At 33.9% G+C, this 26418-nt stretch carries 28 protein-coding genes and 2 tRNA genes; 13 read left to right on the forward strand and 17 right to left on the reverse strand.

Features of this window, described 5'->3' with window-relative positions; genetic code table 11:
* Window positions 1-60 precede the first annotated feature (60 nt).
* From IPJ53_13215 to IPJ53_13235, 5 genes are all read left to right on the forward strand, one after another.
* Window positions 61-492 (forward strand): hypothetical protein, encoded by a 432-nt coding sequence (locus tag IPJ53_13215; GenBank protein MBK7800057.1) that lies wholly within the window; start codon window positions 61-63, stop codon window positions 490-492.
* The gene (locus tag IPJ53_13220) at window positions 489-1457 is read left to right on the forward strand and encodes a relaxase/mobilization nuclease domain-containing protein (GenBank protein ID MBK7800058.1); all 969 of its coding nucleotides are present in this window, start codon (window positions 489-491) and stop codon (window positions 1455-1457) included. The genes IPJ53_13215 and IPJ53_13220 overlap by 4 nt, the downstream gene beginning before the upstream one ends.
* A gap of 271 nt (window positions 1458-1728) precedes the next feature.
* The gene (locus IPJ53_13225; GenBank protein ID MBK7800059.1) at window positions 1729-2112 is read left to right on the forward strand and encodes a J domain-containing protein; all 384 of its coding nucleotides are present in this window, start codon (window positions 1729-1731) and stop codon (window positions 2110-2112) included.
* Between the two features lie 67 nt (window positions 2113-2179).
* Window positions 2180-4009 (forward strand): DUF4209 domain-containing protein, encoded by a 1830-nt coding sequence (locus tag IPJ53_13230; protein MBK7800060.1) that lies wholly within the window; start codon window positions 2180-2182, stop codon window positions 4007-4009.
* An 84-nt stretch (window positions 4010-4093) separates the two neighbouring features.
* Window positions 4094-4309 carry a hypothetical protein gene (locus IPJ53_13235; GenBank protein MBK7800061.1) on the forward strand — a complete coding sequence of 72 codons (216 nt, stop codon included), beginning with the start codon at window positions 4094-4096 and terminating at the stop codon, window positions 4307-4309.
* Window positions 4310-4332: 23 nt separating this feature from the next.
* Here the strand turns inward: IPJ53_13235 and IPJ53_13240 are convergent, their stop codons facing one another.
* Entirely contained in the window at window positions 4333-5544 is a 1212-nt protein-coding gene (locus IPJ53_13240; protein MBK7800062.1) for a site-specific integrase, read from the reverse strand.
* A 119-nt stretch (window positions 5545-5663) separates the two neighbouring features.
* On the opposite strand from IPJ53_13240, the gene IPJ53_13245 reads away from it, so the two are divergent.
* The 4 genes from IPJ53_13245 (at window position 5664) to IPJ53_13260 (ending at window position 7367) form a co-directional block, all read left to right on the forward strand.
* A tRNA-Leu gene (locus IPJ53_13245) sits at window positions 5664-5743 on the forward strand.
* A gap of 106 nt (window positions 5744-5849) precedes the next feature.
* The gene (locus tag IPJ53_13250) at window positions 5850-6119 is read left to right on the forward strand and encodes a helix-turn-helix domain-containing protein (GenBank protein ID MBK7800063.1); all 270 of its coding nucleotides are present in this window, start codon (window positions 5850-5852) and stop codon (window positions 6117-6119) included.
* Window positions 6116-6355, forward strand: coding sequence for a hypothetical protein (locus tag IPJ53_13255; protein ID MBK7800064.1), 240 nt, complete (start codon window positions 6116-6118; stop codon window positions 6353-6355). The genes IPJ53_13250 and IPJ53_13255 overlap by 4 nt, the downstream gene beginning before the upstream one ends.
* A 127-nt stretch (window positions 6356-6482) precedes the next feature.
* Window positions 6483-7367, forward strand: a complete 885-nt coding sequence (locus IPJ53_13260; GenBank protein MBK7800065.1) for a cation transporter — start codon at window positions 6483-6485, stop codon at window positions 7365-7367.
* A gap of 7 nt (window positions 7368-7374) precedes the next feature.
* Here the strand turns inward: IPJ53_13260 and IPJ53_13265 are convergent, their stop codons facing one another.
* The 11 genes from IPJ53_13265 to IPJ53_13315 all read right to left on the reverse strand — a co-directional run bounded on the left by IPJ53_13265 (window position 7375) and on the right by IPJ53_13315 (window position 19328).
* Window positions 7375-8067: a T9SS type A sorting domain-containing protein gene (locus IPJ53_13265; protein MBK7800066.1), complete on the reverse strand. Its 693-nt coding sequence runs from the start codon at window positions 8065-8067 to the stop codon at window positions 7375-7377.
* An 88-nt stretch (window positions 8068-8155) separates the two neighbouring features.
* A complete protein-coding gene (locus IPJ53_13270; GenBank protein ID MBK7800067.1) occupies window positions 8156-10054 on the reverse strand; it encodes a cation-translocating P-type ATPase in 1899 nt (632 codons plus the stop codon).
* Between the two features lie 2 nt (window positions 10055-10056).
* The gene (locus tag IPJ53_13275; GenBank protein ID MBK7800068.1) at window positions 10057-10593 is read right to left on the reverse strand and encodes a hypothetical protein; all 537 of its coding nucleotides are present in this window, start codon (window positions 10591-10593) and stop codon (window positions 10057-10059) included.
* Window positions 10594-10596: 3 nt separating this feature from the next.
* Window positions 10597-11367 carry an ATP-binding protein gene (locus IPJ53_13280; GenBank protein ID MBK7800069.1) on the reverse strand — a complete coding sequence of 257 codons (771 nt, stop codon included), beginning with the start codon at window positions 11365-11367 and terminating at the stop codon, window positions 10597-10599.
* Between the two features lie 100 nt (window positions 11368-11467).
* A tRNA-OTHER gene (locus tag IPJ53_13285) sits at window positions 11468-11547 on the reverse strand.
* 13 nt (window positions 11548-11560) lie between these two features.
* On the reverse strand, window positions 11561-11824 hold the full coding sequence (locus tag IPJ53_13290; protein ID MBK7800070.1) for a hypothetical protein: 264 nt from the start codon (window positions 11822-11824) through the stop codon (window positions 11561-11563).
* A 100-nt stretch (window positions 11825-11924) separates the two neighbouring features.
* Window positions 11925-12806: a prohibitin family protein gene (locus IPJ53_13295; protein MBK7800071.1), complete on the reverse strand. Its 882-nt coding sequence runs from the start codon at window positions 12804-12806 to the stop codon at window positions 11925-11927.
* Between the two features lie 127 nt (window positions 12807-12933).
* On the reverse strand, window positions 12934-13209 hold the full coding sequence (locus IPJ53_13300; GenBank protein ID MBK7800072.1) for a hypothetical protein: 276 nt from the start codon (window positions 13207-13209) through the stop codon (window positions 12934-12936).
* A 17-nt stretch (window positions 13210-13226) separates the two neighbouring features.
* Window positions 13227-14537 carry an efflux RND transporter periplasmic adaptor subunit gene (locus tag IPJ53_13305; protein MBK7800073.1) on the reverse strand — a complete coding sequence of 437 codons (1311 nt, stop codon included), beginning with the start codon at window positions 14535-14537 and terminating at the stop codon, window positions 13227-13229.
* 10 nt (window positions 14538-14547) lie between these two features.
* On the reverse strand, window positions 14548-18912 hold the full coding sequence (locus tag IPJ53_13310) for a CusA/CzcA family heavy metal efflux RND transporter (GenBank protein MBK7800074.1): 4365 nt from the start codon (window positions 18910-18912) through the stop codon (window positions 14548-14550).
* 98 nt (window positions 18913-19010) lie between these two features.
* A complete protein-coding gene (locus tag IPJ53_13315; GenBank protein ID MBK7800075.1) occupies window positions 19011-19328 on the reverse strand; it encodes a hypothetical protein in 318 nt (105 codons plus the stop codon).
* 306 nt (window positions 19329-19634) lie between these two features.
* Here IPJ53_13315 and IPJ53_13320 point away from each other — a divergent pair, with 306 nt between their 5' ends.
* Window positions 19635-19907 (forward strand): hypothetical protein, encoded by a 273-nt coding sequence (locus tag IPJ53_13320; GenBank protein MBK7800076.1) that lies wholly within the window; start codon window positions 19635-19637, stop codon window positions 19905-19907.
* Between the two features lie 101 nt (window positions 19908-20008).
* On the opposite strand, the gene IPJ53_13325 is transcribed toward IPJ53_13320, so the two are convergent.
* The 3 genes from IPJ53_13325 to IPJ53_13335 form a co-directional block, all read right to left on the reverse strand.
* A complete protein-coding gene (locus tag IPJ53_13325; protein ID MBK7800077.1) occupies window positions 20009-20506 on the reverse strand; it encodes a hypothetical protein in 498 nt (165 codons plus the stop codon).
* A 7-nt stretch (window positions 20507-20513) separates the two neighbouring features.
* Window positions 20514-20783, reverse strand: a complete 270-nt coding sequence (locus IPJ53_13330) for a hypothetical protein (protein ID MBK7800078.1) — start codon at window positions 20781-20783, stop codon at window positions 20514-20516.
* Between the two features lie 145 nt (window positions 20784-20928).
* Window positions 20929-22119: a type IV secretion system DNA-binding domain-containing protein gene (locus tag IPJ53_13335; protein MBK7800079.1), complete on the reverse strand. Its 1191-nt coding sequence runs from the start codon at window positions 22117-22119 to the stop codon at window positions 20929-20931.
* Between the two features lie 106 nt (window positions 22120-22225).
* On the opposite strand from IPJ53_13335, the gene IPJ53_13340 reads away from it, so the two are divergent.
* From IPJ53_13340 to IPJ53_13350, 3 genes are read left to right on the forward strand one after another with little or no spacing between them, the layout of a single operon-like run.
* Window positions 22226-22414: a hypothetical protein gene (locus IPJ53_13340; GenBank protein ID MBK7800080.1), complete on the forward strand. Its 189-nt coding sequence runs from the start codon at window positions 22226-22228 to the stop codon at window positions 22412-22414.
* A 22-nt stretch (window positions 22415-22436) separates the two neighbouring features.
* On the forward strand, window positions 22437-24146 hold the full coding sequence (locus IPJ53_13345) for a recombinase family protein (protein MBK7800081.1): 1710 nt from the start codon (window positions 22437-22439) through the stop codon (window positions 24144-24146).
* Entirely contained in the window at window positions 24143-24658 is a 516-nt protein-coding gene (locus IPJ53_13350) for a replication protein (GenBank protein ID MBK7800082.1), read from the forward strand. Before IPJ53_13345 ends, IPJ53_13350 begins: the two co-directional genes overlap by 4 nt.
* A 10-nt stretch (window positions 24659-24668) precedes the next feature.
* On the opposite strand, the gene IPJ53_13355 is transcribed toward IPJ53_13350, so the two are convergent.
* Window positions 24669-25004, reverse strand: coding sequence for a hypothetical protein (locus IPJ53_13355; protein ID MBK7800083.1), 336 nt, complete (start codon window positions 25002-25004; stop codon window positions 24669-24671).
* On the reverse strand, window positions 24994-25755 hold the full coding sequence (locus IPJ53_13360) for a hypothetical protein (GenBank protein ID MBK7800084.1): 762 nt from the start codon (window positions 25753-25755) through the stop codon (window positions 24994-24996). The genes IPJ53_13355 and IPJ53_13360 overlap by 11 nt, the downstream gene beginning before the upstream one ends.
* Between the last annotated feature and the right edge of the window lie 663 nt (window positions 25756-26418).

Here is a 26418-nt window from a genome sequence, read left to right on the forward strand (position 1 = left end):
ATCTAGTGGCGTTCTTGAAAATGGAACTAGTGAGGACATTCAAAAAGTTAAAAATGATTATTGGAAAGAATACAAGCGAATTTGGAGAAAAATAAAAGGAAATCTGGTAAAGAGATTACCATATCATTTTCAATAGACGAGTTCAAAGAAATAACTTCTGAATCCAAGCGACATAAACTTTCTCGAACTAAATTTATTAAACAAGCTTGCTTCGCTTATATTAATAAATCCTATATAGTTCCAGATTTTAAGGAAGTAAAAAGAATTGCTCAACAATTATCAATGACATACAACTCAATTCAGGGATTAATAGAAGAAAATAGTATTGAATTCAAATCTGGAAAATCAATTTTAAAATCAATTTACAATTTGGAGCGAGAAATACTCCCTGCATTGCATAATCCAAATTCATTAAATGCATTGGTCAAAGAACATGTTTTGAAAAATGCAAAACACAAAAGCTCGCTGATTGAATTCATCAATACAATATGATTCTAAAGAACCTCACAAGAAGATCAAATACAGGCCAATTGGTAAATTACCTTTTTAAAAATGAAAAAGATAAAAAACCGGAACCAGTTTTAAAACATAATTTAAGAAGTCGGACAACTAAAGGATGGGCAAATGAACTTGACCGCAATTTTGATTTGAGAAACAATAGACGTAAAGACAACATCCGCCTTCATCATACAATCATCTCCTTTTCGAACAAGGATAAAAAACAGATCAATACGGAATTGTTAAAGGACATAACTAAAAAGTACATTGAACTTCGAGGCAAAGACAACATTTATCTGGCTTCATCCCATAATGATAAAGAGCATATTCACCTTCATATTATTATGTCCGCACACAAATATTTAACTGGGGAATCCAATAGAATCTCAAGACAAGAATTCAAGGACTTGAAATTAGCTCTCGATTCATATCAAAAAAAAAGGTATCCAGAGCTTGTTCATAGTCTTCCATCTCATGGGAAATCACAAAAACTCCAGCTTACTGATCCTGATCTGAAGCTTCAGGATCGGGAAGGAAAATTATCACAAAAGCAAGAGCTTTTTGAAAATGTTCAGACAGTTTATAGTCGATCCAAATCACTTGATAATTTTCTTTCTGAGCTCAAATCCGAGGGGTATAATTCGTATAGCAGGGGTGGCAAAGTTTATGGAGTGGAAGATGAGTCTGGTCGGCATTATAGTTTTAAAACCCTCGGAATTGAACTCAATAAGCTGGAGGAATTAGACCGACAAGCTCAAGAAGAGGCCATTCAACTTCAAGAACTTGCCAGTCTTAGGGAATCCAAAAGGCAGGAAAGAGAGCAAGATGTTGAACCGGAAAGGGAGATTTCAGATGATCTGAATGAATCAGATTTGGATTCAAACTCGGAGGGAATTGTGGACGAAAAGGATGATATACAAGACAGTGATACGGGTCCAGAATACCACGATGATCACTAGCTCAGGATGCTAATTTTGGAAGGTTGCAAGATTGCGTTACGCCATGGCGATAAGTAATCGGCCTTATGTCAAAACGCAATCTTGGCGGGAGACCCGCACCCCTTATAGATCAAAACGAATTTGAAATGAACGTGTCGAAATGGCATACTGCTATGACAAAAGTTCTAAGGAGTTGTAATTCTTTAACGAATCAAGTGCCAATTTGTCTTTATTTTATTATTGGTATATATATTGATAAAGTAAATACATTAATTCTAAATGTATGAACGTAATAAATTTATACGAATTACTGAGTGTTGCACCGACAGCATCTATAAAAGAAATTGAAATAGCCTTTAAAAACGCCTGTAAAAAATATCATCCGGATTTACAAGGCAACAATGATTCCTCGAATAAGCTATTTCAATATATTTTAATAGCAAGAGACATCTTATTAAACCCGAATGAGAAAAGAGTGTATGATGAAAAACTATTTGGAAGTCCAAAACGTGATTTCAGTTTTGAAAAAACACCGCAACTAAATAATAATTCTGAAAACAAGGAAGGCGTAATACTATTTATAGGATTATTAGCAGGTTTATTAATTGGTAATGAATTAGGAGCTTCTAAAAAAAGTGTGCATAAAAAGCCAGTTAGAAAAAGGGTAGGAATTTAACCCAAAGTACAGTTCGTTATTCAGATAGAATAACATACATCACTATTAATTAATATAAATTAATTTTATGAATTTTAAAAATCTACATGATTTGCATGAATATTTGAATTCTAATCCTAAAGAAATAAAAACCACCAATGATATAGAGGACATTATTAAATCATCCCTTGATACTTTAGACCCTGCAAAGGAATCGGATCTAATTTCAAAACTCGAGATAGAGAGAGCGGCAAATGCCTTTTACATTGATAAAGAAGAACTAAATCCCAAAGTATTTTTTCATAACAAGGATGGGCAACTTGTTGCGTATCCAACTTTAGGAATGTTTGATACAAATAAGTTTAATTATTTAGAATCAGTTTTGAATAATACAAAATCAAATCATTTGAAAGCCCAATATGGTAGCCTTTTATGGCATGCAGGAAAAAAACACACAAAATTTCTCGAGAAAGCTAGAGAGGGCTATCTTCAATTAATCAATGAACTTTTGAAAGAAAATGAAACCGAAGAATCAAGAAATCGTGGGTACAAATATCATATCATTGGAAACTACATAGAAAGATTGCATTTCATTTCTCAAAATTTGAATAATACAAAAGAAATCAAAGAATTAGTATTGACACTTATTATAGATCCTAAACATGAGTCCTCCTTTTATATGCTTGCAACCTTAATGCTCGAATTCAAAAAAGTCTTCTCAATTCCTGATTTTGATAATCTCCAAGATCTTTGTTTTAAAATTGGATCCAAAAATGATTCAAGGTTTAATAGAATAAGTTTTTATGAACTCGGCTTGAGGCTTGATAATAAAGTAAGTAAAAACACATATAGTTGGAAGAAACTAATCGCGGATGAATATAAGAATTTAACCACAGAACGTGAAGACCTCGCCAGTATCACCTTCGCAAGCAAGGCAATGCGATATTATAAAGAAGCCAACGAAATGGAATTGTCTGAAGAGATGGGGCGCTTATACGAAGAGAAATCGAAAGAGATGGAACTTAGCAATATTCAAAGTAAAGTTGATGTTACAGATTTAGTTAAGTACTATGATGGCCTTATAGCTATTGTTTTTCAAAGGAAATTGATAGAAATACTTGATTTTTTAAGATTTAATGGACATATATTCCCATCAATGGATGTTTTACAAAATATAGTAAATAAGTCTGCATCTCAAGCCTCTATCAGATATTTAGTTGCGAATCAAATTTTTGATACTAACGGTCATATTGCTCAACATTTTACTACACAAGAAGAAATTGAAAGGTTAATATACCTAGAGAATTATCATAGGATGGCTGAATTTAAATTTGAGCTTCTAATAAATAGATTTTTGATTAAAATGCTGGAACGTGAAGATTGGAGTGCCGAGAATTTTCTTTCAGTTCTTGAGAGTAATTCATGGTATGGTAATAAAATTACTAAATCGATAAATTCGGATCAACAAGTTAAAATTAGTTATATTGACTACCTAAAGCCTGGAATAATAAATTATTTCTCCGAATTGCGTAAATGGTATGTTGATAGGAATTACATTCCTAATTTTATGCTGAGTATTGATTCTCTTACTTTAAAAATTGAATGTATACTTCGTGAATTATGCAAGCTAAATGAAATCCAAACCTTTTATTTAACTAAAGATGATAGTGATAGGGAAATTACAAGAGAGAAAGATATTAATATGCTTTTGAGAGATAAAGACCTAATTCAAATTTTAGGCAAGGAACTAACCATGTATCTTAAAACTGTATTCATTGAGAGAGTCGGGGACAATTTGCGAAATAATGTTGCCCATGCTTTTATTCTACCCGTAGCCTACTACAATTTTATTTCAATAAATAAAATAATAATAGCCCTTCTTCGATTAAGTGTTTGGGAAATTGAAAATAAAAATTAATAATATTAATTTTCATTCATTAATTTTACATAAATAACAAAGCCATTAATTTGTAATGGTAGGCTTTCTTTAAAATAAGTTTTTATGAATAAAAATACAGTTTCGGTAATGGTTTATCTCAAGGACAATAGTTCAATTGAAATGTTGGAAAATAGTAATCCTAAAAATGCGATTGAAAATTATTTTTACCCTGATTCAGGTGCACCAGTTTTAAATATTATTATCAAAGCAATGACTCAAGAAGGTAAATTAATAACCCTTTCAATTACGGATTCCGTAATTAGCGGTCACTTTGATTAATTTATTATATGTAGTGATTCTTGCTAGAAATCAATTACAGAGTTTAATGCTTCGTCCGCTTCCTTCGTGATAAAATTAGATTGGTATCCAATTGTAGTCATAATAGAAGAATGCCTGTAAAGCTTTTGAAGCATTTGAATAGGAATCTTATCACCAGACAGATTTCCAAATGTATGCCGTGCGATATGCATAGTCAGCTTTTTATCAATGCCGAGAATCATTACCAACTTCTGTAAAGACTCATCTATTGTTTTAACTGCATTAGAAATCCGCTTCTGCACCTCAAATAAATTGTTATGGTTTTCAACCATTAAAAGATTCGGAAAAATTAAACTGGATTTATCTCTTGATTTATAAATATTTAAAATTTTCATTGCTTTATTTGGAATTTTTAATGATCCTCTTTTTGCATTTTTACCCATAGTATAAGTGAGTCTGCCATTGTCAATATCATTCCATTTCAAACGAAGCAAGTCAGAAACTCTCATTCCAGCGAAATAAAAAGATAGAAGCCATAAATTGCGAGCAAGATTTAGCGGGGACACATCTGGCAAAATAACATCTTCAAGTTTTTTAACCTCATCAATTGTAAGACTGATTTTACTAGATTCTGGAAATTTAATCTGAATCTTACCTTTACCAAATGGGTAATATCTAACATCCACAATATTGTCCTTGATAGCAAGATTATAGATAGTCCGGATAACCACAAGATGATTTACAACCGTTCGCTCAGTTATTTTTCTTGTACCTTTCAGGTAGGCTTGAAATCTTTTGAGAAGTGGCGTGGTAATATCCAGGAAAGAAAGTTCATCATCGTTTAAGAATTCTCGAAATCTATTTATCCTTGGTTTATCTGCTGAATATCGATTATACTTACCACTCTGCTTAAGATTATGAAGATAAATTTCAGCTTGTCCAAAAAAATTGGAAGTGTTTTTCGATTTTAATGAGCGTTGAATAGCTTTAGCCGATATATTGGTTTTCTGGGTTTCTAGTTCTAAAAACTTATTGTTTGCTTCGGTTAGTTTCTTTACCAGAAATAGGTTTAAAGCCTGATGATTGGAATTAGATTTTTTTACTCGTTGTTTAGTTGAATCCCATTCCTCCGATTTTAAGTAAACACCCAATGAAATGATCGAGATTTTCCGCTCCTTAATGATCTTTATAATCAAAGGTAATTTCGATTCTTTGTTAGGTTTATCTTTGCGGAGTAGGATTTTTATTGATGCCATAATGATGCTTTTAATATTTGGGTCAAACAAAGGTTAAACATTTTTTGGATTTATATGCAATTTTATGAAAGATAAATTTTCACAAATACTTATAAATCACTGTTTTGAATTCATATCAAACCATATTAAACCAAAATAATCAGGACTTAAAATCCTGTGGCCAGAAATGGCCGTGCGGGTTCAAGTCCCGCCCCGGGTACATGGTTGAGAGAAATCTCAACCTTTTTAATTTCTCTCAGGTAGAACATAGGTAGAACAAACTGCCCAAGTTTTGCCTCCCCATCTAGATTATTTATCTTTGTTTTATGGAAGTCATTTGTCTTGAAGATGAAGCGTTTTATGCCTTGGTAGAATCGGTTATAAAACGAATTAAGGAAAAGGAGGGAAAAAAGGAGGATAGATGGATTTCATCAGAGGAGGCTATGAATAAGCTAAGGATTAAAAGTAAAACTACCTTACAAAAACTCCGGGATGAGGGCGCGATCCGGTTTTCCCATCCGGAAAAAAGAATTATTCTGTATGATACTGATTCAATCAATGAGTATTTAAATAAACATTCAAGCGATAATATATGATGGAACTAAACGAAAAGCAATTCATTTCAGGCTTCAATAGTGGCTACCTTTTAGCTGAATATGAGCCGCAAATATTGACTGTTCTTTTAAAAAATACCCAAACAGTTAATTCGTATTTATCGGGAATGTCTTGTGAAAAAAAAGAATATGAATTGTTGCAATCAAAAGGACACTTAAATGAATTAAATCAGATAAGGCAAAAAACCAGAGACAAAAAAGATAGAGACAGGCATTAATTAGATGGCGAATTATAGGTAAATGCGATTAAAATTAGGCAGTAGAGATGAACGCGATTTATTCCAAAATTCATAGAAATCGATAAGATTGATAGATTTTATAAGACAAAAATGTTAATATCATTTTATGTCTTCACATACACACGAAGTGCCAAATCTTAGTTCCAAACTCAAGTTTGGTATTTTATTAAATACTCTTTTTACTATCATTCAATTTACTGTCGGTCTTATTTCAGGCAGTCTTGCTCTTATTTCTGATGCAGGCCATAACCTCACAGATAGTTTGAGCTTGGTCATCTCTTACTTTGCACAAAAAATGTCTGGTAGAAAATCAACACCAGATAAAACTTATGGTTATGGGAGAGCAACAATTATTTCAGCACTCGTAAATAGTGTTATTCTTATCGCACTTTCCATATACATATTCTATGAGGCATACACACGTATACTTCAACCTCAAATAGTAAGTGGAAGTTTGATAGCGGTAGTTTCTTTTATCGGTATTCTCGTAAATGGAGGTATTGCTCTTATGTTCAGAAATAGCACGAAAGACTTGAATATACGAAGCGCATTTTTGAGTATGGCTTTCGATACTCTTGCATCGGTAGGGGCAATGATAGCAGGTGTCATAATCTATTTCACTCACTTCTTTATTATTGATGCAATAGTGAGTATCGTTATCGGCTTAATGCTTCTCTTTAGTGCATGGGGAGTTTTGAAAGATGCTTTACATATACTTTTTGAAGGTACTCCTCGTGGTCTTGATTTTAAAAAAGTAAAGAAAGATATTTTTGATGCTTTTCCAGAAATTACCAATGTTGATGATTTACACATCTGGTCCATTTCTTCAAAGAAAATTGCCTTGAGTTGCCACATCACCATAGTGAATAGCGATATGAAGAAATCTGTTGAAATGGTTAATGAAGTAAAAAAGATACTTCAAGACAGGTTTAAAATTGAACACTCAACCATAGAAATAGAGCTTGACCGATGTAATGATGGGTTTTGTTAGAAGCAGCTTATGGTCTATATGATCCTTTTTGTATCCGAATAGTCCGAAGCAATTGCTCATTGGGGCCAATGAGTTTTATTAAGTAAAGTCCATCCATTAAAGGGCTAATATCATAACTTTTTCTTTGCAGCGCTTCAAACGAAATTACTCTCTTACCCAATATGGAATATAAATCTATTCTGGTAAGTCCCTGGTTATAATCAACAAAGAAATCATTATAAGCAGGATTTGGATACACTTTTATTTCAATATTCTTTACCTCGTTATTGGAAACGATTTTATTAAACAGGTAATCGACTTTTAGCTTCTTGGATGTGTCTTCTTTTTCAAAGACCCACATTACAATATGTGCTGCTCCTTCACTACCATTATCCCTAATATATACATCTAAGACAGTTGAATCATTTGTTTTAATTACATTTGGATATTTTTCCGGGCATTTACCGAGATCAGGACTGTAACACAGATTTCCATCACAAACAAATGTACTCCAGTCAACAGGCAATTCAAGAATTTCGCGAATCCATAAAACGTTTATGGTGCCACTTGTCATGTTTTTTATCACTCCATGGGCTTTGTGATCAGTCATATCCGGGATGAAAGAAATGATATTTGGATTAGGCTTCACACTAAATCTTTGATTTTGGGCAAAAAGTTCGTCCAAACACAAAATGCAGATAATCAAGTAAATATATTTCATAGTTTTTAATTTTATTTTATCCGATTGTAAATATAATTATATTAATAGTCATTGCAAAATTATTCCTTTTAGAAAATCTCAATACTAATCAATTCCGATCTAGTTCTTTATAATTCATCAAACGTAAACTTGTAAGTATTACAATTAAAGTCACCCCTACATCAGCACCAATGGCAAAAACCAAATTACTATAACCCGTAAATGCCAATGTGATGAAAATAAGTTTAACTGCTATGGCTGCTATAGTATTGAATTTTATTCTTTGCAAAGTTTTTTTGCTGAGGCGAATGAGAAATGGAATGAGTGAAAGTTTATCATTCATTAATGCAATGTTTGCAGTTTCAATTGCGGTATCACTTCCTGCTGCTCCCATTGCAATGCCGACGGAACTTAAAGCCAATGCTGGTGCATCGTTTATTCCATCTCCAACCATTGCCACCTTTCCATATTGCTGTAAGAGTTCCTTAATTTTTTCGGATTTGTTTTCAGGCAGCATATTGCCGAATATTTTTTTTATGCCTACTTGTTGTGCTATGTAGTTTGCGGCTTTTTCGCTGTCGCCAGTGAGCATTATGGGTTCAATATTCATTTCTTCCATCTGCTTTAATGCTGCTGCACTATCGGGTTTTATTTCGTCCATTAAACCGATAATACCAGCAACGCCGTTTCCAAAACTAATGACTACACTTGTTTTTCCTTCTGATGAAAGTTGTTCTACAATTTTTTCGGCTTCTTTATCTATGGGCTGGTGTTCTTTTATGAATTCAAGTTTGCCTACATAAATGGTTTCATCTTCACATACAAGACATTTTGCTGTGGCACCTTTTCCCATAATACTTTTAAAGCCTTCTGTTTTGTGAGGCTCAAACCCTTCTTTTCTGCTAATATCAACTATAGCTTGTGCCAAGGGATGTTCTGAAAAGAGTTCAGCTCCAGCGGTACACGCCAATAATTCTTCGCGGCTTGTCCCGTTTAATGGAAAAACATCGGATACGATTGGGTTTCCGAATGTGATGGTGCGGGTTTTATCTAAAGCAATGGCTTTAATCTTTGCCAATGCTTCTATGTATTTTCCTCCTTTTACTAATGCTCCTTTTGCAGATGCATTACCAATAGCTGCATAAATAGCTACAGGCGTGGAAATGACCAAAGCGCAAGGACAAGCAATTACCAATAACGTTATGGCTTGCAGTAACCAATGGTCAAAATCTAAATTCAAAACAAATACAGGAATCACAAACATCAATACAGAAAGAAAAATCATTGAAGGAGTATAGTATTTTGAAAACTGCTGAATGAATTTTTGGGTATCGCTTTTGTTGGCAGATGCTTCAAAGGTGAGACGGATGATTTTTGAGAATGTGGTATCTACAGAAAGTTTTGTCGTTTCTATTTCAATAAAACCATTTTTGTTGAGTGTGCCTGCAAAGAGATTGTCTCCAGGGTGTTTGTCTTTCGGTATGGGTTCACCTGTAATGGCAGCTTCATCCACAGTAGTTTCACCCGAAATTATTTTTCCGTCAAGCGGAATCATTTCTCCTGGTTTTACCTGAATAATAGTTCCAATAGAAATTTTATCAATGAGAACTATTGCATTCAATGATTTTACAAAAGCAGTTTTCGGAGCTTTGCTTACCAACTCATCCAGGGCAGCTTTGGAATTTTCTATTCCAATATCTTCAAGGCGTTCTCCTAAAACATATAAAACAATCAATACCGCTGCTTCGGGAAATTCTTTCAGATAAAATGCACCGATTACCGCAATGAGCATCAAGAGGTTGATGTTGCTGAAATTGAGTTTTGCTGCAGCTTTAAGACCATTCCAGATTACACTATAACCTATGCCTATTATAAAAACTAAAAATACAAATGGAGCATAGGGCATTGGTATGTGAATGCCAATGATAGATAGAACTTCTAAGGCAATCACAATGGCAATTGCGAATAGAAGAAATAGAAATTTTTTATCGTGTATTGGTAGTTTCATTTTTATTGATTTCCCCTTCTCAGAATCAATTGAAGGAATTGAACATTTATTTTTGAACTTAAATTAGCCGGAACATCAACTTTTAAATCTACCAAATCCAGGGGAAAAGCAGCCTCCATTATACATGTGTATATTGTAAGATTGCTTGCATGAGTGAACTTGATTTGTGAAGATATTTTGGTTGTTTTGTTATTAAATTTTAGTTCCAAAGGGACATTCAAATTGTATTCCTTGTGTTCCCAGGTAAGAAAATCAACAGGAACAAAACCTTCAAATGAAACTATGCTCTCTGCATTCTTAGATAAAATATTGTCCAGGTAAAAAATACCGCTATTAATGGATCCCAGTTTTATTTTTCCGTAAATATTTCTGGTTTTGCTGTCATAATGGAATTCAAGTTTATGGCTTTCGGCAATAAATGCAGAGTCATTAATTTCACCGGAGATTAAAACATGACCGCTTAATGTTCGATAAATATTTTGTGAAAAGCATATTTTGCAAATACACAATAAAAATGTTAGAAGTAGAATGGTTCTCATTTTTTATCGAATTTCTAATTTGTGTGTTTTAATATATTTTAATGCTTCTTGTACATCCAGTTCACGAGTGTGATTGCCCGTTCTTGCGTAAAAGTAAGTGTGTTGCTGGTGTTTTAGAAAAACGGGAATTTTAATGTGGCTTACTTCTATTACACAAATATCTTTTTCACTTCGCTCAAAGAATGTTACATGTATATTTTTGCAACAATCTGCTCCGATGTTAAGGGAAACTAAATTCATAAGATATTGTTCGAAACCATCCCTGTTTTTCTTTTTTAACGATTGATAATCATTTTCCAAGCCAATAATAGAAGCATCATCCGCTACGCCAATCAACAAAAATCCACTCCGCGTATTCATAAATGCAGCAATAGTTTTTAATACTGCAAATTCAAGATCTTTGTTTGTTTTGTTTTGGTTATAGTCCCACCGAAACGATGATTTAAATTCTACAGTTTCACATTCTCCTTTTTCAAGTAACTTAGTTAAAGATAAACTATTCTTTTTTTTGCCTGGTGCTGTTATTAAATGGTATAATAAATATCCGATGAAGCCCCCTGTTAATAGAAAAAAGATGAGCATAATCAATTTATCAAAATGGATTTCCAGTAATAAAGATTTGTATGAAGAAATAATGACTTCTGAGAAAGGTTTAACATGGTTTATCGCATCGAATTTTAATAAAGAAATTATTAAAGGAAAAACAATAAGTAAACTGGCTATAGCACCTGCTGATGTCCACAGAAATAATTTACGTGATTGGGTTGTATTCACCTGAAATGTTAAATTGCTTGTTAGTCAATATAATATTAAATTCATAATACCGTAACACTTGTAAATGTTACATTTTATGATGTTGTTGCTAATTCAAATAGACCCCGACAGAGGAGTCGAACCTCTGATCTTTCTTGCATCTTTAGAAGCAAAAATGTTTTACATTTAAACTATTGGGGTATATAAACATCAATTAATGGATGTGACCATCGCCTGCCGGGTGCTCAGTTGTTTTTTCCTGTAAATCTTTTTGACATACAGGACATTTACCCGGTTGGTTATACTTTCTACCCTTCTCGCAATCTGTAGCACATTGATAAACGTGTTGATGTGCTTCACCTTCCTTGTGTTGGTGTATGGTTTGTTTGGTTTCTTTTTTAGATTCAGGGTTTCCACAAGATGTAAACCCAAGCGCTATTGCAGCAAATAGCGAAAATAAAATTGCAATTTTTTTCATTTTTGATTTAATTATATGGTTTAAGAATAGTTGATTTTAAGTTTTTTGTATTGCACAGAGATAATACCTCTTAATTCAGGAGAAATCGCTCCATTCTCGACTACTTATTATTATCACCCAGTATCACAGGCGATTTTCCATCAGTTATGATGATTTTGGCATTTGGTGATTTCATCAGTTCTCTGGTAATATCAAGTGCCTTAAATTTAATAAGCTTATCAGTGATGGAAGTATTGATAATGTCTTGGGATTTTTTAATGCCTTCGGATTCTATGAGTAATCGTTCACTTTCTTTTTTTTGCTTTTCAACGGCAAAGTCCAAGGTTAGCCGTTGTTTTACAATTTCCATCTCTGCTTCTTTTTGTTGTTTCTCCAATTCGAAATCAAGCATTTCTCTTTTTATTTCATTATCAATCTTTGTTTTTTTAGCCGTTACTTCAGCGTTGAGTTTTGCTTGAATAGTTTGCACTACGGCAGGAGGCAGGTCAACTTCTTTTAACATAACCAAATCCACCATAAAACCGTATTGACCTACAGATCTCATCATTCGTTCTTTTATACTGTCTTCAACTGCGGTTCTCGCTGTAATCAACTCCGTAGCTTTATAGCTAAGCCCTACAAAGCGGAGTGTTGTGATAAGATTATCCGCTATTACAATTTCTTGATAATCCGTACCGAAGCGTTTGTAGATACTAACTATAGATTCGGGCATAACATGATACAGGATGGTAATTTCAGATGATACTTCTATACCTTCCTGTGTATGGAAATTCAGTTTTTGGGAATAGTTCACTACTCGTGTATCGAAGCGTACTACTTTTTTACCGAATAAGGAGAAAAAGTGGTGCGGGCCAGGCTGGAGAACTTTGGGTTGTAGTTTTCCGAAATGCGTATCGAGTCCTACTTCTCCTGGGCGAACGATGGCACAGCTTTGTAATAGTAGCAGTGCTATTGCAAAATAAACTGGTTTGAAGTTTTTCATAATAATTGTTTTTAATTATTTAAATTGAATTCTTTATGGTGGAATGATAGTTTCATTTTTATAGATTTTCTCTTCTAAATATCAATTAAAAGAATTGAATATTACATTTTTAATTTAATACAAGAGTTCATCCTTTATTTTTTTTTGCGATGATTTGAGCATAAAATAAGTAACCAAAAATTCCACCAACCATAAGAAAGATTATGTCTGATATAGATCTCTCAAAATCGATTTGCCAAAGGAAATATCTATAAGTAGAAATAATGACCTCTTCTAAAGGTTTACTGTAATTAGAACCGAAGTATAGTGTTAATGAAATTGCAAAAGGACAAATAATAAATAAACTAATAACAGCACCTATAGTTATCCATACAATCGGTTTAAAATGTTCAATTGTTTTCATTTTAATTCATATTTATATTAATGTTCATGTCCTTCTCCCTTATTTGTCATTTTCGCTAAAATAAAAAAAGCACCATTGGTAACTATTTTTGCATCTTTTGGTATTTCTTTAAGTAAGGTTATTTCGCTGTATCCCACATCAGTAGTGCCTTTGCGGATTGGGATTTTTTCAAATGTCGTTCCTCCTTCTTCTTCATCATGCCCGTTTTTTTCTTTTTCATTGTGCTTATGGCCATGCTCATCATGCTGATGTGCATCTTCTCCGGCTTCATTATGTTCATGATGTTCTTCTTCACCATGGGCATCAGTAACGATAAAAATGTAATCCTGCCCTTCGTGGTTTACAATGGCATTTGTGGGAACTGCATCTACCGTTGCATTTTCTAAGCTAATCAATGCAGTGATGCTCATGCCGTCAATCAAACCTTGCTTGTTGCCTTTAACCATTGCGTGTACGGCAACTGCTTTTGTGTTTTGCTCAAACGTATTGCTGATTGCATATACCTCGGCATCGTATTCTTTGCCTGGATTATTGGTAAGAGTAAAATGAATAGTTTGCCCAACTTTGAGTTTTTGCAAATCCTTTTCATATACATATAAATCCAAATGCAGTTGATTGTTATCCACTATTTCTGCAATGGGGTTGCTCGCGTCAACATAACTACCTATATTTATCAAAACAGTACTTATAGTGCCACTAATAGGACTTGAGATGTTTACAACGGATTGAATGTTTTCGCTTGAGAGTGAGACTGAATTTATTCCAATAAGTTCTAATTGCTTTTGCAAGCTAGCTTTTCGGGATCTAAGGATTTTCAATTCAGTTTCCGTTGTTTGCAAGTTTTTTAAAGCCCCTGCATTTCCTTGTAGCAATTCTTTTTGGCGGTTGTTTTCTAATTGTGCCAAATCCGTTTTAGCGGAAACTGAAATAAATTCTTCTTGCATGGTGATAAAAGAATTATTAGTGATGGTTGCAAGAACTTGCCCTTTTCTAACGGTATTGCCTGTTTGCACCAATATAGACTTTATTACACCACCCAATAATGCAGTTGCATTGGCTTTATTTTGATTTGGCACTTTAAGAAGACCATTGACTTTGAGGGAAGCGGTTAGCTGTTTTTTTTCGATACCGTTTAATTCAATTTTGATGGATTTCATTTGTTCTGCTGTCAGCATTGCTGTGTTATCATTTTCGTGTTCATCATGGGATTCCTCAGAATGGCCGGCTTCTTCTCCGTGACTATGCCCGTCTCCTTCTTTGTGTTTTTGACAAGATGTAAGCAACCAACAGGTAGCTGCAAAGGATATGATGATTATTAATTTTTTCATTTTATTAAATTTACTTGTTGATTAAGAAATTGATGTTGATAATAGATTGGTTGAGTTGATTGATGGCTTGCAGATAATTCAATTGCACATCAGCAACAGTCTGCAAAGCCTGTAAATATTCAATATAGCCAACAGCTCCACTGTTGTAGGCTATTTTTGCTGTATTTATAATGATTTCAGCATTAGGTAAAGCACTTGATTTATAATAGTTGTATTGCGACAAATTTTGATTGTATTGCTCAAAAGCATTTTGCAGTTTGGTTTGAAGTTGGAGTTTTCCATTATCTGCTTCCATTTGCAAAGCGGCGTGTTTGTAATCCAGTGATTTTATTTTTGCGGAGTTACTAAAAAAAGTTAATGGAATGCTTACTCCTAGATTAAAACCTTGAAATCGTTTGCTCCCATCATAATACACTTCCGTTCCGTTAACTGTTTGTGTTCCGATTAAAGACTGATTGAAATAGCCCACATTCAAATCTGGTAAGGTGGATGAGATTTCTACTTTTCTGTTTTGCTCTGCAATAAGAGCCTGCTGATATAAAACTAGGAGTGAAGGATTATTGGCTATGAGTGATATATCAAATGAATTATTTATAGTTAGCGGTTGAAAATATTCAATAGCACGAATCGTAAAATCTTCACTCGTATTCAATAAAGCTTTAAGCGATGCATAAGCCATCGCCGCTTCTGTTTCATTTTGCTTAATTATGAGCGATAGTTGTCCACGTTTTGTTTCAGCAGTGGCTTTTTCCAATAAATTTGTTTCGCCAGTTTTGTAACGCAAATCAGCAGCATTGACGAAATCAACATACAAACTGTCTAATGACTTTAATTGTTTTTTCGCATTTTGCAAATACAGCAATTGATAAAACCAATATTTCACCTGGGCTTTTATTTCATTTTCTGACATTTGCATTTGCAATTGACTCCCTTCTAATTCGGCATTATACAACCTGGCTTTTGCTGTATAGTAAGTTGGGAATGGAATGTTTTGTGTTATCTGAAATGCTTTGTCCTGATTGATGCTATTGTATTGCCCGAATTGAAAGTTCACATTAGTTTTTGGTAATTCAAAAACGGATTTTTTCATAATGCGTGAAGATTGCACATTGAGTTGCCTTGATTGAAGCTCCAAATTATTTTTCATTGCAACACTCAATGCGTCTTCTATACTCAACTGTTTAGGTGTAGTCTGAGCATTCGCATTTTGAGAGAAGAACAATCCAAAAACAAGTAGTAGTAGTGTCGAAATATTCTGATTGAATTTTCTTTTTCGTTGTGAAGAAAAAATCAAATACAACAATGGCAAAACAAAGAGTGTAAGAAAGGTTGCAGTAATCAACCCACCAATTACCACCGTTGCCAAAGGCTTTTGTACTTCTGCACCCGCACCATGAGAAAGAGCCATTGGTAAAAAACCAAGTGAGGCAACAGCAGCAGTCATAAGGACTGGTCGCAAGCGTATTTTAGTCCCTTCTTTAATTCTTTGAAGAATATCAGTTACGCCATCTTTCTCCAATTGGTTAAACGTGCTGACCAATACAATTCCATTCAAGACAGCTACTCCAAACAAGGCAATAAAACCAACACCTGCTGATATGCTGAAAGGCATATCTCGTAGCAGCAATGCAAATACACCACCAATGGCTGCCATTGGAATTGCAGTGAAAATAAGAGTAGCTTGTTTCACAGATGTGAAAGTAAAATACAGAAGCATGAATATGAGAGCGAGTGCTACCGGTACAGCAATCATCAATCGTGCAGATGCTGCTTGCAAATTTTCGAATGTTCCTCCATAAGTATAATAGTATCCTTCGGGTAATTTTACATTTTCATTCAATTGAATTTGAATGTCTTTCACAACGCTTTCTACATCTCTGCCTTTTACATTAAAGCCCACAACAATTCTGCGCTTACCATCTTCCCGGCTTATTTGTGCAGGACCCAATTCCATTTTTATATCTGCAACTTGTGATAATGGAATTTGAATTCCATTGGCAGTAGGTATGTATAAATGACTTACATCTTCAATGTTATTTCTGTGGGTACTATCCAAACGAACTACCAAATCGAATTTGCGCTCGTTTTCAAACACAACTCCAGCTTCTCCACCTGCAAAAGCGGTACTCACTATATGATTGATGTCCTCAATGTTCAAACCGTAGTTGGCAATTTGTGCACGGTTATAATTGATAACAATCTGAGGTAATCCTGCAACCCGCTCTACACTTGGCGCGGTGGCTCCTTCTACTTTTTGCACGATGCCATTAACCTTGTTTGCATATGATAAAAGGGTGTCCATATTTTCACCAAATATTTTTACTGCAACATCCTGGCGAATGCCGGTCATAAGTTCATTAAAGCGCATTTGAATGGGTTGACTTTTTTCAAAGAAAACACCTGGGATATTTTCCAGTTTTTCGAAAATTTCATCGGCAAGGTCATCATAAGAAATTTCCCGTTTCCATTCGCTTTGAGGTTTTAGAATAATCATCATATCGCTTGCTTCGGGTGGCATAGGATCAGTTGGTACTTCGGCACTACCCGTTTTTCCAACGACCATTTTTACCTCATCAAATTCTTTGATTAATCGTGATGCCTGCATAGATGTTTCTATGCTTTGCGATAATGAAGTACCTTGAGATAATATACAATGGAATGCAAAATTGCCTTCAGCTAAGGTTGGAATAAATTCTCCACCCATTCTTGAAAAAATAAAGGAAGTAATAATAAATATTGCTACAGTTAATCCAACTACATAAAGTTTAGCTTTAATAGCCATTTGCAAAAGAGGTGCATAAATACGCTGAAAAAATTCCATCATTCTGTCACTGAAAGTTTGTTTGTGTGAAATGTTTTTTGATAAAAACTGTGCACACATCATTGGAATATAAGTTATAGATAAAATCAATGCACCAAAAATTGCAAAACCTACCGTCTGTCCCATTGGTCTGAACATTTTGCCTTCAATACCTATGAGAGTAAGTATTGGTATATATACTATTAGGATAATGATCTCGCCGAATGCTGCACTGTTTCTGATCTTTGAGGCAGATTTGAAAACTTCTGCATCCATTTCAGCCTGACTAAGTCTATCTATTCTTTTACGCAAACCTAAATGATGCATCGTGGCCTCTACAATTATTACGGCACCGTCTACAATCAATCCAAAATCAATTGCACCTAAACTCATCAGGTTGGCACTAACTCCAAAAACATTCATCATACCTAATGCAAATAGCATTGACAATGGGATAGCTGACGCAACTATTAAGCCTGCTCTTAGATTTCCGAGGAATAATACTAAAATGAATATTACAATTAAAGCCCCTTCGATCAGGTTTTTCTCAACAGTTGATATAGCACGATTTACTAAATCGGTTCTGTCCAAATAGGGTTCTATAACTATATCAACCGGTAATGATTTTTGAATAGTTTGCATTTTCTCTTTCACTCGGTTTACGACTTCAGCACTATTTGCTCCTTTCAGCATCATCACTACGCCACCAACTGCATCCACTTCACCATTGTAAGTAAGCGCACCGTAACGAACCGCAGATCCGAAACGAACATCGGCCACATCTTTAATTAAAATGGGAATGCCGTTGGGGCTATTCTTAACTGCAATATTTTTGATATCATCAAAAGAACCAATCAATCCTACTCCGCGAATAAAATAAGCATTCGGCTTTTTGTCAATGTATGCTCCGCCGGTGTTTTCGTTGTTCTTTTCTAAAGCCGTAAAAATTTCAGGAATGCTTATCCCCATTGCAATCATACGGTCCGGATTGACAGCTACTTCGTATTGTTTAAGTTGTCCTCCAAAACTATTTACTTCTGCAATGCCAGGTGTACCATACAATTGACGCGCAACAATCCAGTCCTGCATCGTGCGCAGATCCATTGCTGTGTATATATTTTCACTACCCTTTTTTGGGTGAATGATATATTGGTATACCTCCCCTAAGCCCGTACTAACAGGCGCTAATTCAGGAGTACCAATTCCCTCAGGAATCTTTTCTTCTGCTTCTTTTAGTTTTTCATTAATGAGTTGCCGTGCGAAATAGATGTCCACTTTGTCATCAAATACAGCAGTAATTACTGAAAGCCCAAAACGAGAGATACTACGCAGCTCCACCAAATCCGGCAAGTTGGCTACGCTTTGTTCGATAGGGTATGTCACTAATTGTTCGACTTCCTGTCCGGCAAGAGTTGGACATAGTGTTATTATTTGAACCTGGTTGTTGGTGATATCAGGAAGGGCATCAATGGGTAATTTACCCGCACTCCAAACGCCCCAAATAATGAGAGCAAATGTCATCAAGCCAATGATGAATTTATTATGAATGCTAAAAGCAATTATTTTATCTAACATATTTTAATCAGTATAATGAATGAAAAATTGATTACTTAAAAAGCAGAAGCGCTTTAAGTAATTTAAATTATGTCCAATTAAGGACATTCATAAATTCACTAACTGATTTTGGGCGGCTGCCAAATGTGGAAATACTCCACAGAAAGAAATGTTTGATTAAAAACGGGGAAGCCTTTAGAATGGACCGGGACAATATCAGAAAAAGTCACCAGCTCATATAAGTTAATTATGGAAGTTCCACAGCATGAACAGAAACAAAAAGGTGTACAGGTTTCTTTTTCATGATCATGATGTTCATGGTCAACATTTTCGGAGATGCTTATTTTCTGTGTTTCATTGCATTCTTCTCCATCCCCGCAAGGCACAATAGCCAAAAGGAAAATGTAGATACTGAATGTTAATGCAAAAAATTTCATGGCTGCGAAGATAGTTAAAAATCTGTATTTTGAAGGTTATATGAAGAAATATGGTTGTGAATAATGAAAATTAACGTATTCCTAAGGTTTTAAGTCTATGTGATGATTTTTCTACTTTTTCTTGTCGTCTTTTGGTTCAGCAGGTGCACAACATCCGACGGTTTCTCCGCTTTTTAATGCGGACATTAAGAAATAGGCTCCTTTAAAGAATCTGAGAATAGTGATTATCATATTATTTTAGTAAATGCGGAACCCTATATTAGAGACGATAAAGACCATGATTACGGGCATCCCGAAGCATACAGCATGTTAACAAAGGCGTGTAGAATTGCTATTTCAACTAACCAAGGACCAGACTTAGCTAAACATTTGAAGGAGGCTTGCGAACATGGAGAAATCATTTGTAATAAATTGAAGCCTGGACACGAAGGAAGGTGGCGATTGATATTAATGTCATTAAATGAAAATAATTCATTATTACTTGAACAAGTGTATGCCGAAGTTAAAAAAACAAGGCAAGAATTGATTAATGACTTACTTCGTAATAAAGGACATGATGACCATCATGAAAAACACTAGTGTGATTTATACAAATTGATAAAGTTAATCCTTACGAATTAATTAATTTTAAGGCTCTTATATCCAATTCTTAAATTAAATAAATATTTGATTAGGTATGACTAATTAAGAGTGTTTAATTTTCTTTCCTTTCTCTTCATAAGACTAAGCCGAATTTTTTCTTGTAGTACTTTTATTCCGTCTACCAACACTAAAAGTGGACCCATGCCGGTGCCAGTTAAAAATAAACTTCCTGCAAACATTTTTAATTTATCTCCTAAACTATTATCCCTTATTAAGGAAATTAGGGGAATAGATATCTCAGCATCAAAAGCCAAATCTCGTTTAGCTTTTGCATAGTTTTTTTCTTGTAGGGTAATTTTTTCCTGCAATTCCAACAGTTTATTACTATCCATAGTCTTCAAGGTATTTTCTATACCTTCAAGTCCTCCGACATCTTGGATTTCTTTTTCTGCGTTCTCTAAATTATTAGATAAGGTCTCAGATAAAGATTCAATATTTGAATCAATTTTTTCTTCAGGAGAAATGGTCTTAGTTTCTTGATTGCCTGGTAATTCTTTTTTTATTTCACTCTCACCTCCTTTTTCTAAATCATTCATAAATTTGCTAATTAGAACTGGTAATAGACTGCTTTAACTGTTCCATTTTGACCTCTTTTAATAACAAACGGAGAGAGATTACCGAGCTGTTTAGAACTTCAAGAAGAGTAAGCTCTTCCTCAGGTGTGGCAGTATCATTTTGAACTTTTTCTACCAATTCTATAAATTTATCATTCATTCTAAAATAATAGCGGTGATTTGTGGTAAAGTCAAATGACGTATGTGGATAAAGTATTCCTATGTATTTAATACCGCATTTGCAATGTTTAGTGGCCATTAAGAATTAAATGTCTAAGGCTATAGTTATTCATTTAACCAAAACCAAGTTAGGGCAAGCAACTGCGCACCTTAAATAACCATATTTTAATCCTCACTCGTCCAAAACATTTGCTTTTTAACCTCTTCAAATTTCAATTCCTCCCTTATGGATATTTATTGTATGCCACTTCATTTATTGAAATAGTGTTAGCACTAAACGGCCTACTCGGCCTCCCATCAATCATAAGCTTCAGGTAGATCTTATAATTCGGAAGATTAATAAAATCCTCAACATCAAATTCAGGGTACATTTCCTTTGCCATGTGCATGGCGTCTTCTGTGCCTATTCGGAATGATATTACTGTTCCAGCATTGCCAAGTACAGCACTTTTGATATCATCATCCAATTGATTCATGTATTGGTGAGCCAAAGTCATTCCTACCTTAAACTTTCGCAATTCAGAAAACATATTGACCAAAGATAATGTGGTGAAATTGTGAAATTCATCCATGTAAACCATAAATGGAATTCGTTTTTCTTCTTCAGTATCCACTCGACTAAAGGAAGCCGATGCAATGGAAGTAATAAAAAGTGCACCTAGGATATGGGCAACATCTGCACCGACATGTCCTTTTGAAAGATTGACTAGTACAATTTTCTTTTCATCCATTGCTTTACGCAATGAAACTTCTTCCGTATTCTCAATTAAAACTCGTCTAATAGCTGGATGCACCAACATTCCGCCTATCTTGTTCAACACAGGCAGTAAATCATATTTCATATATTCTGGAAATTCTCTTTCCCAGAATTTCTTCACACTTTCACTTTTAATATATCGGAGAGCATTCCTTCTAAAGCTTTTATTCATTAATATCTCAACAATATCACCAACATCTGCTTCTGGTTGATCAAGCAAGGTTAAGATGGCATGTCTTAGTATATGTTCTAATTTGACTCCCCAAGCACTATCCCAAAGTTTGGAGAATACATCTAAAATACCAGAAGCAACTAAAGACCGCTTTTCATAACTCACTCGCTTGAATGGATTGTATCTCAGATTAAGTTTTGGATCAGTTATATCAAAATAGATTAAATCTTTTTTGCGCCATTCTGGAATTGATTTTACAATTTTCTCCACCAGATCTCCATGTGGATCCAACAAACAGCATCCTCGTCCAGCTTGAACGTCTTGGATAATCATTGCTTCCAAACAGGTAGATTTTCCTGTTCCAGTTTTACCAATCATGTAAGTATGCATTAACCTATCAGCTTGTTTAATTCCAAAAAGCCTTCCATCTCCTCGCCATCCTACTTTTGCGAAGTATGTTATGTCTTTGATTAATTCCCTTTCCATTTTGGAATGATAGATAATTTATTTGATCTATTAAAGAAGGCAGAAATAGCCAACTAGGCAAGTAATACCCTCTACATTTTTAAGTTAGAACATTTAAGATTGTTGTATGGACAATAAAATCAAAGAAACAAATACAATTCAATTCATCCGTGAACTCTGCAAAGAGAAGATGGAAGATGAACTCTTGGATTTGGAGCAGAATTTTCGAGAATTTTTACTGGTTATAAAGGAAATAGCTGACCGCCTAGAATTTGAAGGTAAAACGCTTGATGATTTTGACGATCACTTAATGTAAATGCTAAAATAGAAATGTAATTATGAAAAATGTTTATGGATATATACGGGTATCAACCGTCAAACAAGGTTCAGGTGTATCGCTTCAAGAACAGAAGGAAGCGATCATTAGATATGCGGAAAGACACTCATTGAATATTATCGAATGGTTCGAAGAACAGGAAACAGCGGCCAAACAAGGCAGACCGCTATTTAACAATATGATGAAGCTATTGAAAGAAAGAAAAGCCAACGGAGTAATATTCCATAAAATTGATCGGGGTACTCGCAATTACAGAGATTGGGCATCTATCGATGATTTAATTGCTTCCGGTTCTGAATTGCATTTTGCACATGAAAGTCTTGATATGAATACAAGGGCTGGTCGTCTTACAGCCGATATGCTAGTAGCATTAGCTACCGATTACATCAGAAATCTTCGTGAAGAGGCTATTAAAGGCCTATACGGGCGTTTAAAGCAAGGTCTATATCCATTCTATGCCCCAATTGGATATATAAATAATGGGGGTGGGCAAATAAAATTAATAGACAAAATACGCGGACCTTTAATTAAAAAAGCTTTTGAGTTATATGCTAGCGGTAAATACAATTTAGAATCTTTAACTGAAACAATGCGCAAATTAGGATTAAGAAACTCACGAGGAAATTTTATTCATATAACCGGAATGGCACTGATTCTTCATAATCCATTTTATACTGGGGTTATGAAAATAAAAGGAAAATCATTTCAGGGGAAACATGAACCACTCATTTCGCCAAGATTGTTTATGGAAGTTCAGAATATTCTGAAAGGTAAAACTAATACACGAATAATTAAACATGATTTTGTATTCAGTCGTCGAATAAAATGTACTGAATGTAAATATTCACTTATCGCGGAAACAAGAAAAAAACACACATATTATCGTTGTCAGACAAAAGATTGCCAAACAAAGTCGATTCGTGAAGAATTGATATATGAATTAATACATAAAACCCTTCAACAAATAAAATTTCATCAGATTGAAAATGACGTCTTGAATGAGCTATTGATTCAAGCTCAAGTTAACTGGACTGAAACACAAAAAGGTTTAGAAGAGTCTTTGCAAATGCAGGGTAAAAAATTAGCCTTGAAATTAGAACGACTTACAGATGCATATTTAGAAAGTGTAATTGATAAAGAACAGTTTGAAGATAAAAAGGGACAAATTATGATTGAACAACTGGAATTAAAAAGAAATGAAGGACACTTTGAAAGTCAGAAAGAAGTAATTTTCAAAAAAGCTAAAAATTTCCTCGGACTCCTAAAAGACATTAAAAAATCATTCATTATTGCAACTAATGAAGAAAAAAGAAAAATTTTAAAATTCATCACCTCGGACTTAACGCTTCAAGGTAAAAACCTAATGTTGACAATGCAATCTCCGTTTTATGAGATAGCAAATCGACCAAATTTAACATCAGGTGAGCTTAAACGGGAAACTCCTCGGTCAAAACTTGCCGAATTGGCAATTTGTTTTTGTGAACAGAGTTCCCTATTAACTCAGCATAATTCGACCTGCACATTTGACTATCCTAACACATTTCAAGATTATTTACCAGAATATTTAAAATCCAATAGCTTGCCTCGAGAGATGCTAGATGATCCGGCACTTCGAGAAAGAATGCAAGGATTACTGGATTTAATTCTCAAGTATTGCGAATTTAAAGACAAAGAAAATGATTCCGATATTAACTTAGATGAACTACTATGATATTTAAACACACACAAGTACCAAATATACTGTTGGACACTCACCTTCCCAATCTAACTGAATCCGAATTAAAGATTCTGCTTGTTATCATTCGTCAAACCAATGGATGGGTTGATCAATCTACAGGAAAAAGAAAGGTTAAAGACAGGATCACCCAAAGTCAGTTTAGAACTAAGACTGGACTATCAAGGAGGATCATATCTAAAACGCTCAAAATGCTCTCAAGCAAGAACTTAATTAACATTTATGACCGAAAACACAACTTGGTTCAAAATTCGCTGGAACGACGGGGCCAACCTATTTTGCTCTATTCACTTAATCCAATGCACTTTGCGACATCAACTAGTGCACAAAGTGATACAAAACTAGTCTACAAAGGTGGATATAAAAATAGAAAGCATTCAAAAGAAAAACTAACAAAAGGAAATGACTTGCCAATAAGGCCAAATACTGCTGGTACTATTGAGGAATTAATTGATCACTCAAAGTATAATGCATTACTTCGGTTTTAAATTAACTCAATTACTCAATTTTATAGTTGTAGTTTAAATTTTCTGCTAAAACAAAATATGGAACAACAAGCACATTTTTAACAATATTATTCTCATCAGTATAAACTAAATTTATTGAGTTTTCATTTACAGATTGAGAGAGTTTTATTTTAAATTCTGAAGCCGGATCTAATTTGCCAATATTAATGGAATCACCATTTGAATATTCGAGTCTTACATTGCTTACAACCTTTTGCTTATGGTTTTCTATTGTCAAATAATTTTTACTTTCAAATAATTTTGTACATGCTAAAACGACAAGTACTAAAAAAAATAAAATATAAAAATATTTAAAATTATTTTTCACCATAAGAATTTGACCAATATAGCTTGTTTTGTTTGATAATATATAATTTTCCACTTCTTGCCTTCTCTTTAGATTTTGAAATAAAAGTGCTATGTAAAATGGTATATGGATAATCTTTACCTAATTGTATACCAACACTATTATTAAACAAGTCCATAGTTCTTTCTATTGATGGTTGACCTATTGTACCATATTCATGGGCATCACTCCAAGTTTTTGCAAATGTACTACCAACATCAATAGTCATTCCAAAATTCCATAAAGTATGTCTAAATGCGTCTCCATTTCCGTTATGCAATACAGCATCTACATAATTACTTGCAGCATAAGATATGGCTAGCTTACCATTAAACATACATAGCAATGCTTTAGATTTATTTGAATTATAAAGAGCAAGCTCTTTCGCATTTAATTTAGAACTAAGGTAGCCATCCATATCTGTATAAGCTCTTGAATTTAAATCATTTCTATTTAAATTAATGCTCTTTATAACCTTTTCAGTAAATAAATTAATACCCTTGTCGCTAACGGAAGGATTTGCTCTTTTAAAATCTCTAATTTGACTGACAATATCTTCCAAGTATTTTCCCAATTGAGTATCATTACCAACATAAGAAATGTCATCATATAAGATAGCTTGATCCTCACTATAGATTTTTGAATCGGGTAAATCTTCAAAATCGGATTGATTACATGAAATAACAAATAGAGTAAGTGCAATTAAATAGAATTTCAAAAAAGACTCTTTCATACTCAGTTATTTTAAAGGTTTATTAATTAAATAATGCTTTCCACAGATTTCAATTAAAATAACCCAATTCAATCAATATTCATTTAAAAAATATAGTTAAATATTTGTTAAATATTTTAATTTTTGAGTATCCTTCATGAATTTTAAGGAGATATTTAATTTTCTTCGATTATTAAATCCAATGCACTTTGCGACATCAACTAGTGCACAAAGTGATATTAGACTAGTGCACAATAGTGCATATAACAAAAGAAACTATTCAAAAGAAAATATAACAAAAGGAAGCAGTTTGCCAAAACGGCAAAATACTACTGGAACTATTAGAGAAATAATTGAGAAATCGAAGTATCAACCACTTTTAGGATTTTAAACAATAGACATTCGATATGGAATTGATATAATCTATGCAACGAATATCAAGTAAAATTCTACAAAAAACTGATCGGTGATAAGCTATTATCTCTTTCTAGATTATTTCAATAATTTTAAATGGAATACGTGAATTTATTGACGGTGCCTTGGCACCGTTGGTTTGCAATCTGCGATGCCCTTCAATTTTCGCTGATTTTGGGCTACTTCAGGTGCGAAGGCGCCTATTATATCAATTTAATTATCATCAATATGAAATAACCATAAATGGAGGCTTAAAATCTAATAGTATTT

Source organism: Candidatus Vicinibacter affinis (assembly GCA_016714365.1).
In the GTDB taxonomy this organism is placed as follows: domain Bacteria; phylum Bacteroidota; class Bacteroidia; order Chitinophagales; family Saprospiraceae; genus Vicinibacter; species Vicinibacter affinis.

Excerpts from the sequence above, each read along its gene's own strand:
- IPJ53_13255 (MBK7800064.1), top strand. The coding sequence starts at position 6,116 with ATGATGGAACTAAACGAAAAGCAATTCATTTCAGGCTTCAATAGTGGC.
- IPJ53_13265 (MBK7800066.1), bottom strand. The coding sequence starts at position 8,067 with ATGAAATATATTTACTTGATTATCTGCATTTTGTGTTTGGACGAACTT.
- IPJ53_13345 (MBK7800081.1), top strand. The coding sequence starts at position 22,437 with ATGAAAAATGTTTATGGATATATACGGGTATCAACCGTCAAACAAGGT.
- IPJ53_13325 (MBK7800077.1), bottom strand. The coding sequence starts at position 20,506 with ATGAATGATTTAGAAAAAGGAGGTGAGAGTGAAATAAAAAAAGAATTA.
- IPJ53_13340 (MBK7800080.1), top strand. The coding sequence starts at position 22,226 with ATGGACAATAAAATCAAAGAAACAAATACAATTCAATTCATCCGTGAA.
- IPJ53_13310 (MBK7800074.1), bottom strand. The coding sequence starts at position 18,912 with ATGTTAGATAAAATAATTGCTTTTAGCATTCATAATAAATTCATCATT.
- IPJ53_13250 (MBK7800063.1), top strand. The coding sequence starts at position 5,850 with ATGGAAGTCATTTGTCTTGAAGATGAAGCGTTTTATGCCTTGGTAGAA.
- IPJ53_13350 (MBK7800082.1), top strand. The coding sequence starts at position 24,143 with ATGATATTTAAACACACACAAGTACCAAATATACTGTTGGACACTCAC.
- IPJ53_13290 (MBK7800070.1), bottom strand. The coding sequence starts at position 11,824 with ATGAAAAAAATTGCAATTTTATTTTCGCTATTTGCTGCAATAGCGCTT.
- IPJ53_13235 (MBK7800061.1), top strand. The coding sequence starts at position 4,094 with ATGAATAAAAATACAGTTTCGGTAATGGTTTATCTCAAGGACAATAGT.
- IPJ53_13315 (MBK7800075.1), bottom strand. The coding sequence starts at position 19,328 with ATGAAATTTTTTGCATTAACATTCAGTATCTACATTTTCCTTTTGGCT.
- IPJ53_13260 (MBK7800065.1), top strand. The coding sequence starts at position 6,483 with ATGTCTTCACATACACACGAAGTGCCAAATCTTAGTTCCAAACTCAAG.
- IPJ53_13300 (MBK7800072.1), bottom strand. The coding sequence starts at position 13,209 with ATGAAAACAATTGAACATTTTAAACCGATTGTATGGATAACTATAGGT.
- IPJ53_13230 (MBK7800060.1), top strand. The coding sequence starts at position 2,180 with ATGAATTTTAAAAATCTACATGATTTGCATGAATATTTGAATTCTAAT.
- IPJ53_13270 (MBK7800067.1), bottom strand. The coding sequence starts at position 10,054 with ATGAAACTACCAATACACGATAAAAAATTTCTATTTCTTCTATTCGCA.
- IPJ53_13360 (MBK7800084.1), bottom strand. The coding sequence starts at position 25,755 with ATGAAAGAGTCTTTTTTGAAATTCTATTTAATTGCACTTACTCTATTT.
- IPJ53_13295 (MBK7800071.1), bottom strand. The coding sequence starts at position 12,806 with ATGAAAAACTTCAAACCAGTTTATTTTGCAATAGCACTGCTACTATTA.
- IPJ53_13305 (MBK7800073.1), bottom strand. The coding sequence starts at position 14,537 with ATGAAAAAATTAATAATCATCATATCCTTTGCAGCTACCTGTTGGTTG.
- IPJ53_13320 (MBK7800076.1), top strand. The coding sequence starts at position 19,635 with ATGTTAACAAAGGCGTGTAGAATTGCTATTTCAACTAACCAAGGACCA.
- IPJ53_13275 (MBK7800068.1), bottom strand. The coding sequence starts at position 10,593 with ATGAGAACCATTCTACTTCTAACATTTTTATTGTGTATTTGCAAAATA.
- IPJ53_13220 (MBK7800058.1), top strand. The coding sequence starts at position 489 with ATGATTCTAAAGAACCTCACAAGAAGATCAAATACAGGCCAATTGGTA.
- IPJ53_13330 (MBK7800078.1), bottom strand. The coding sequence starts at position 20,783 with ATGGCCACTAAACATTGCAAATGCGGTATTAAATACATAGGAATACTT.
- IPJ53_13240 (MBK7800062.1), bottom strand. The coding sequence starts at position 5,544 with ATGGCATCAATAAAAATCCTACTCCGCAAAGATAAACCTAACAAAGAA.
- IPJ53_13335 (MBK7800079.1), bottom strand. The coding sequence starts at position 22,119 with ATGGAAAGGGAATTAATCAAAGACATAACATACTTCGCAAAAGTAGGA.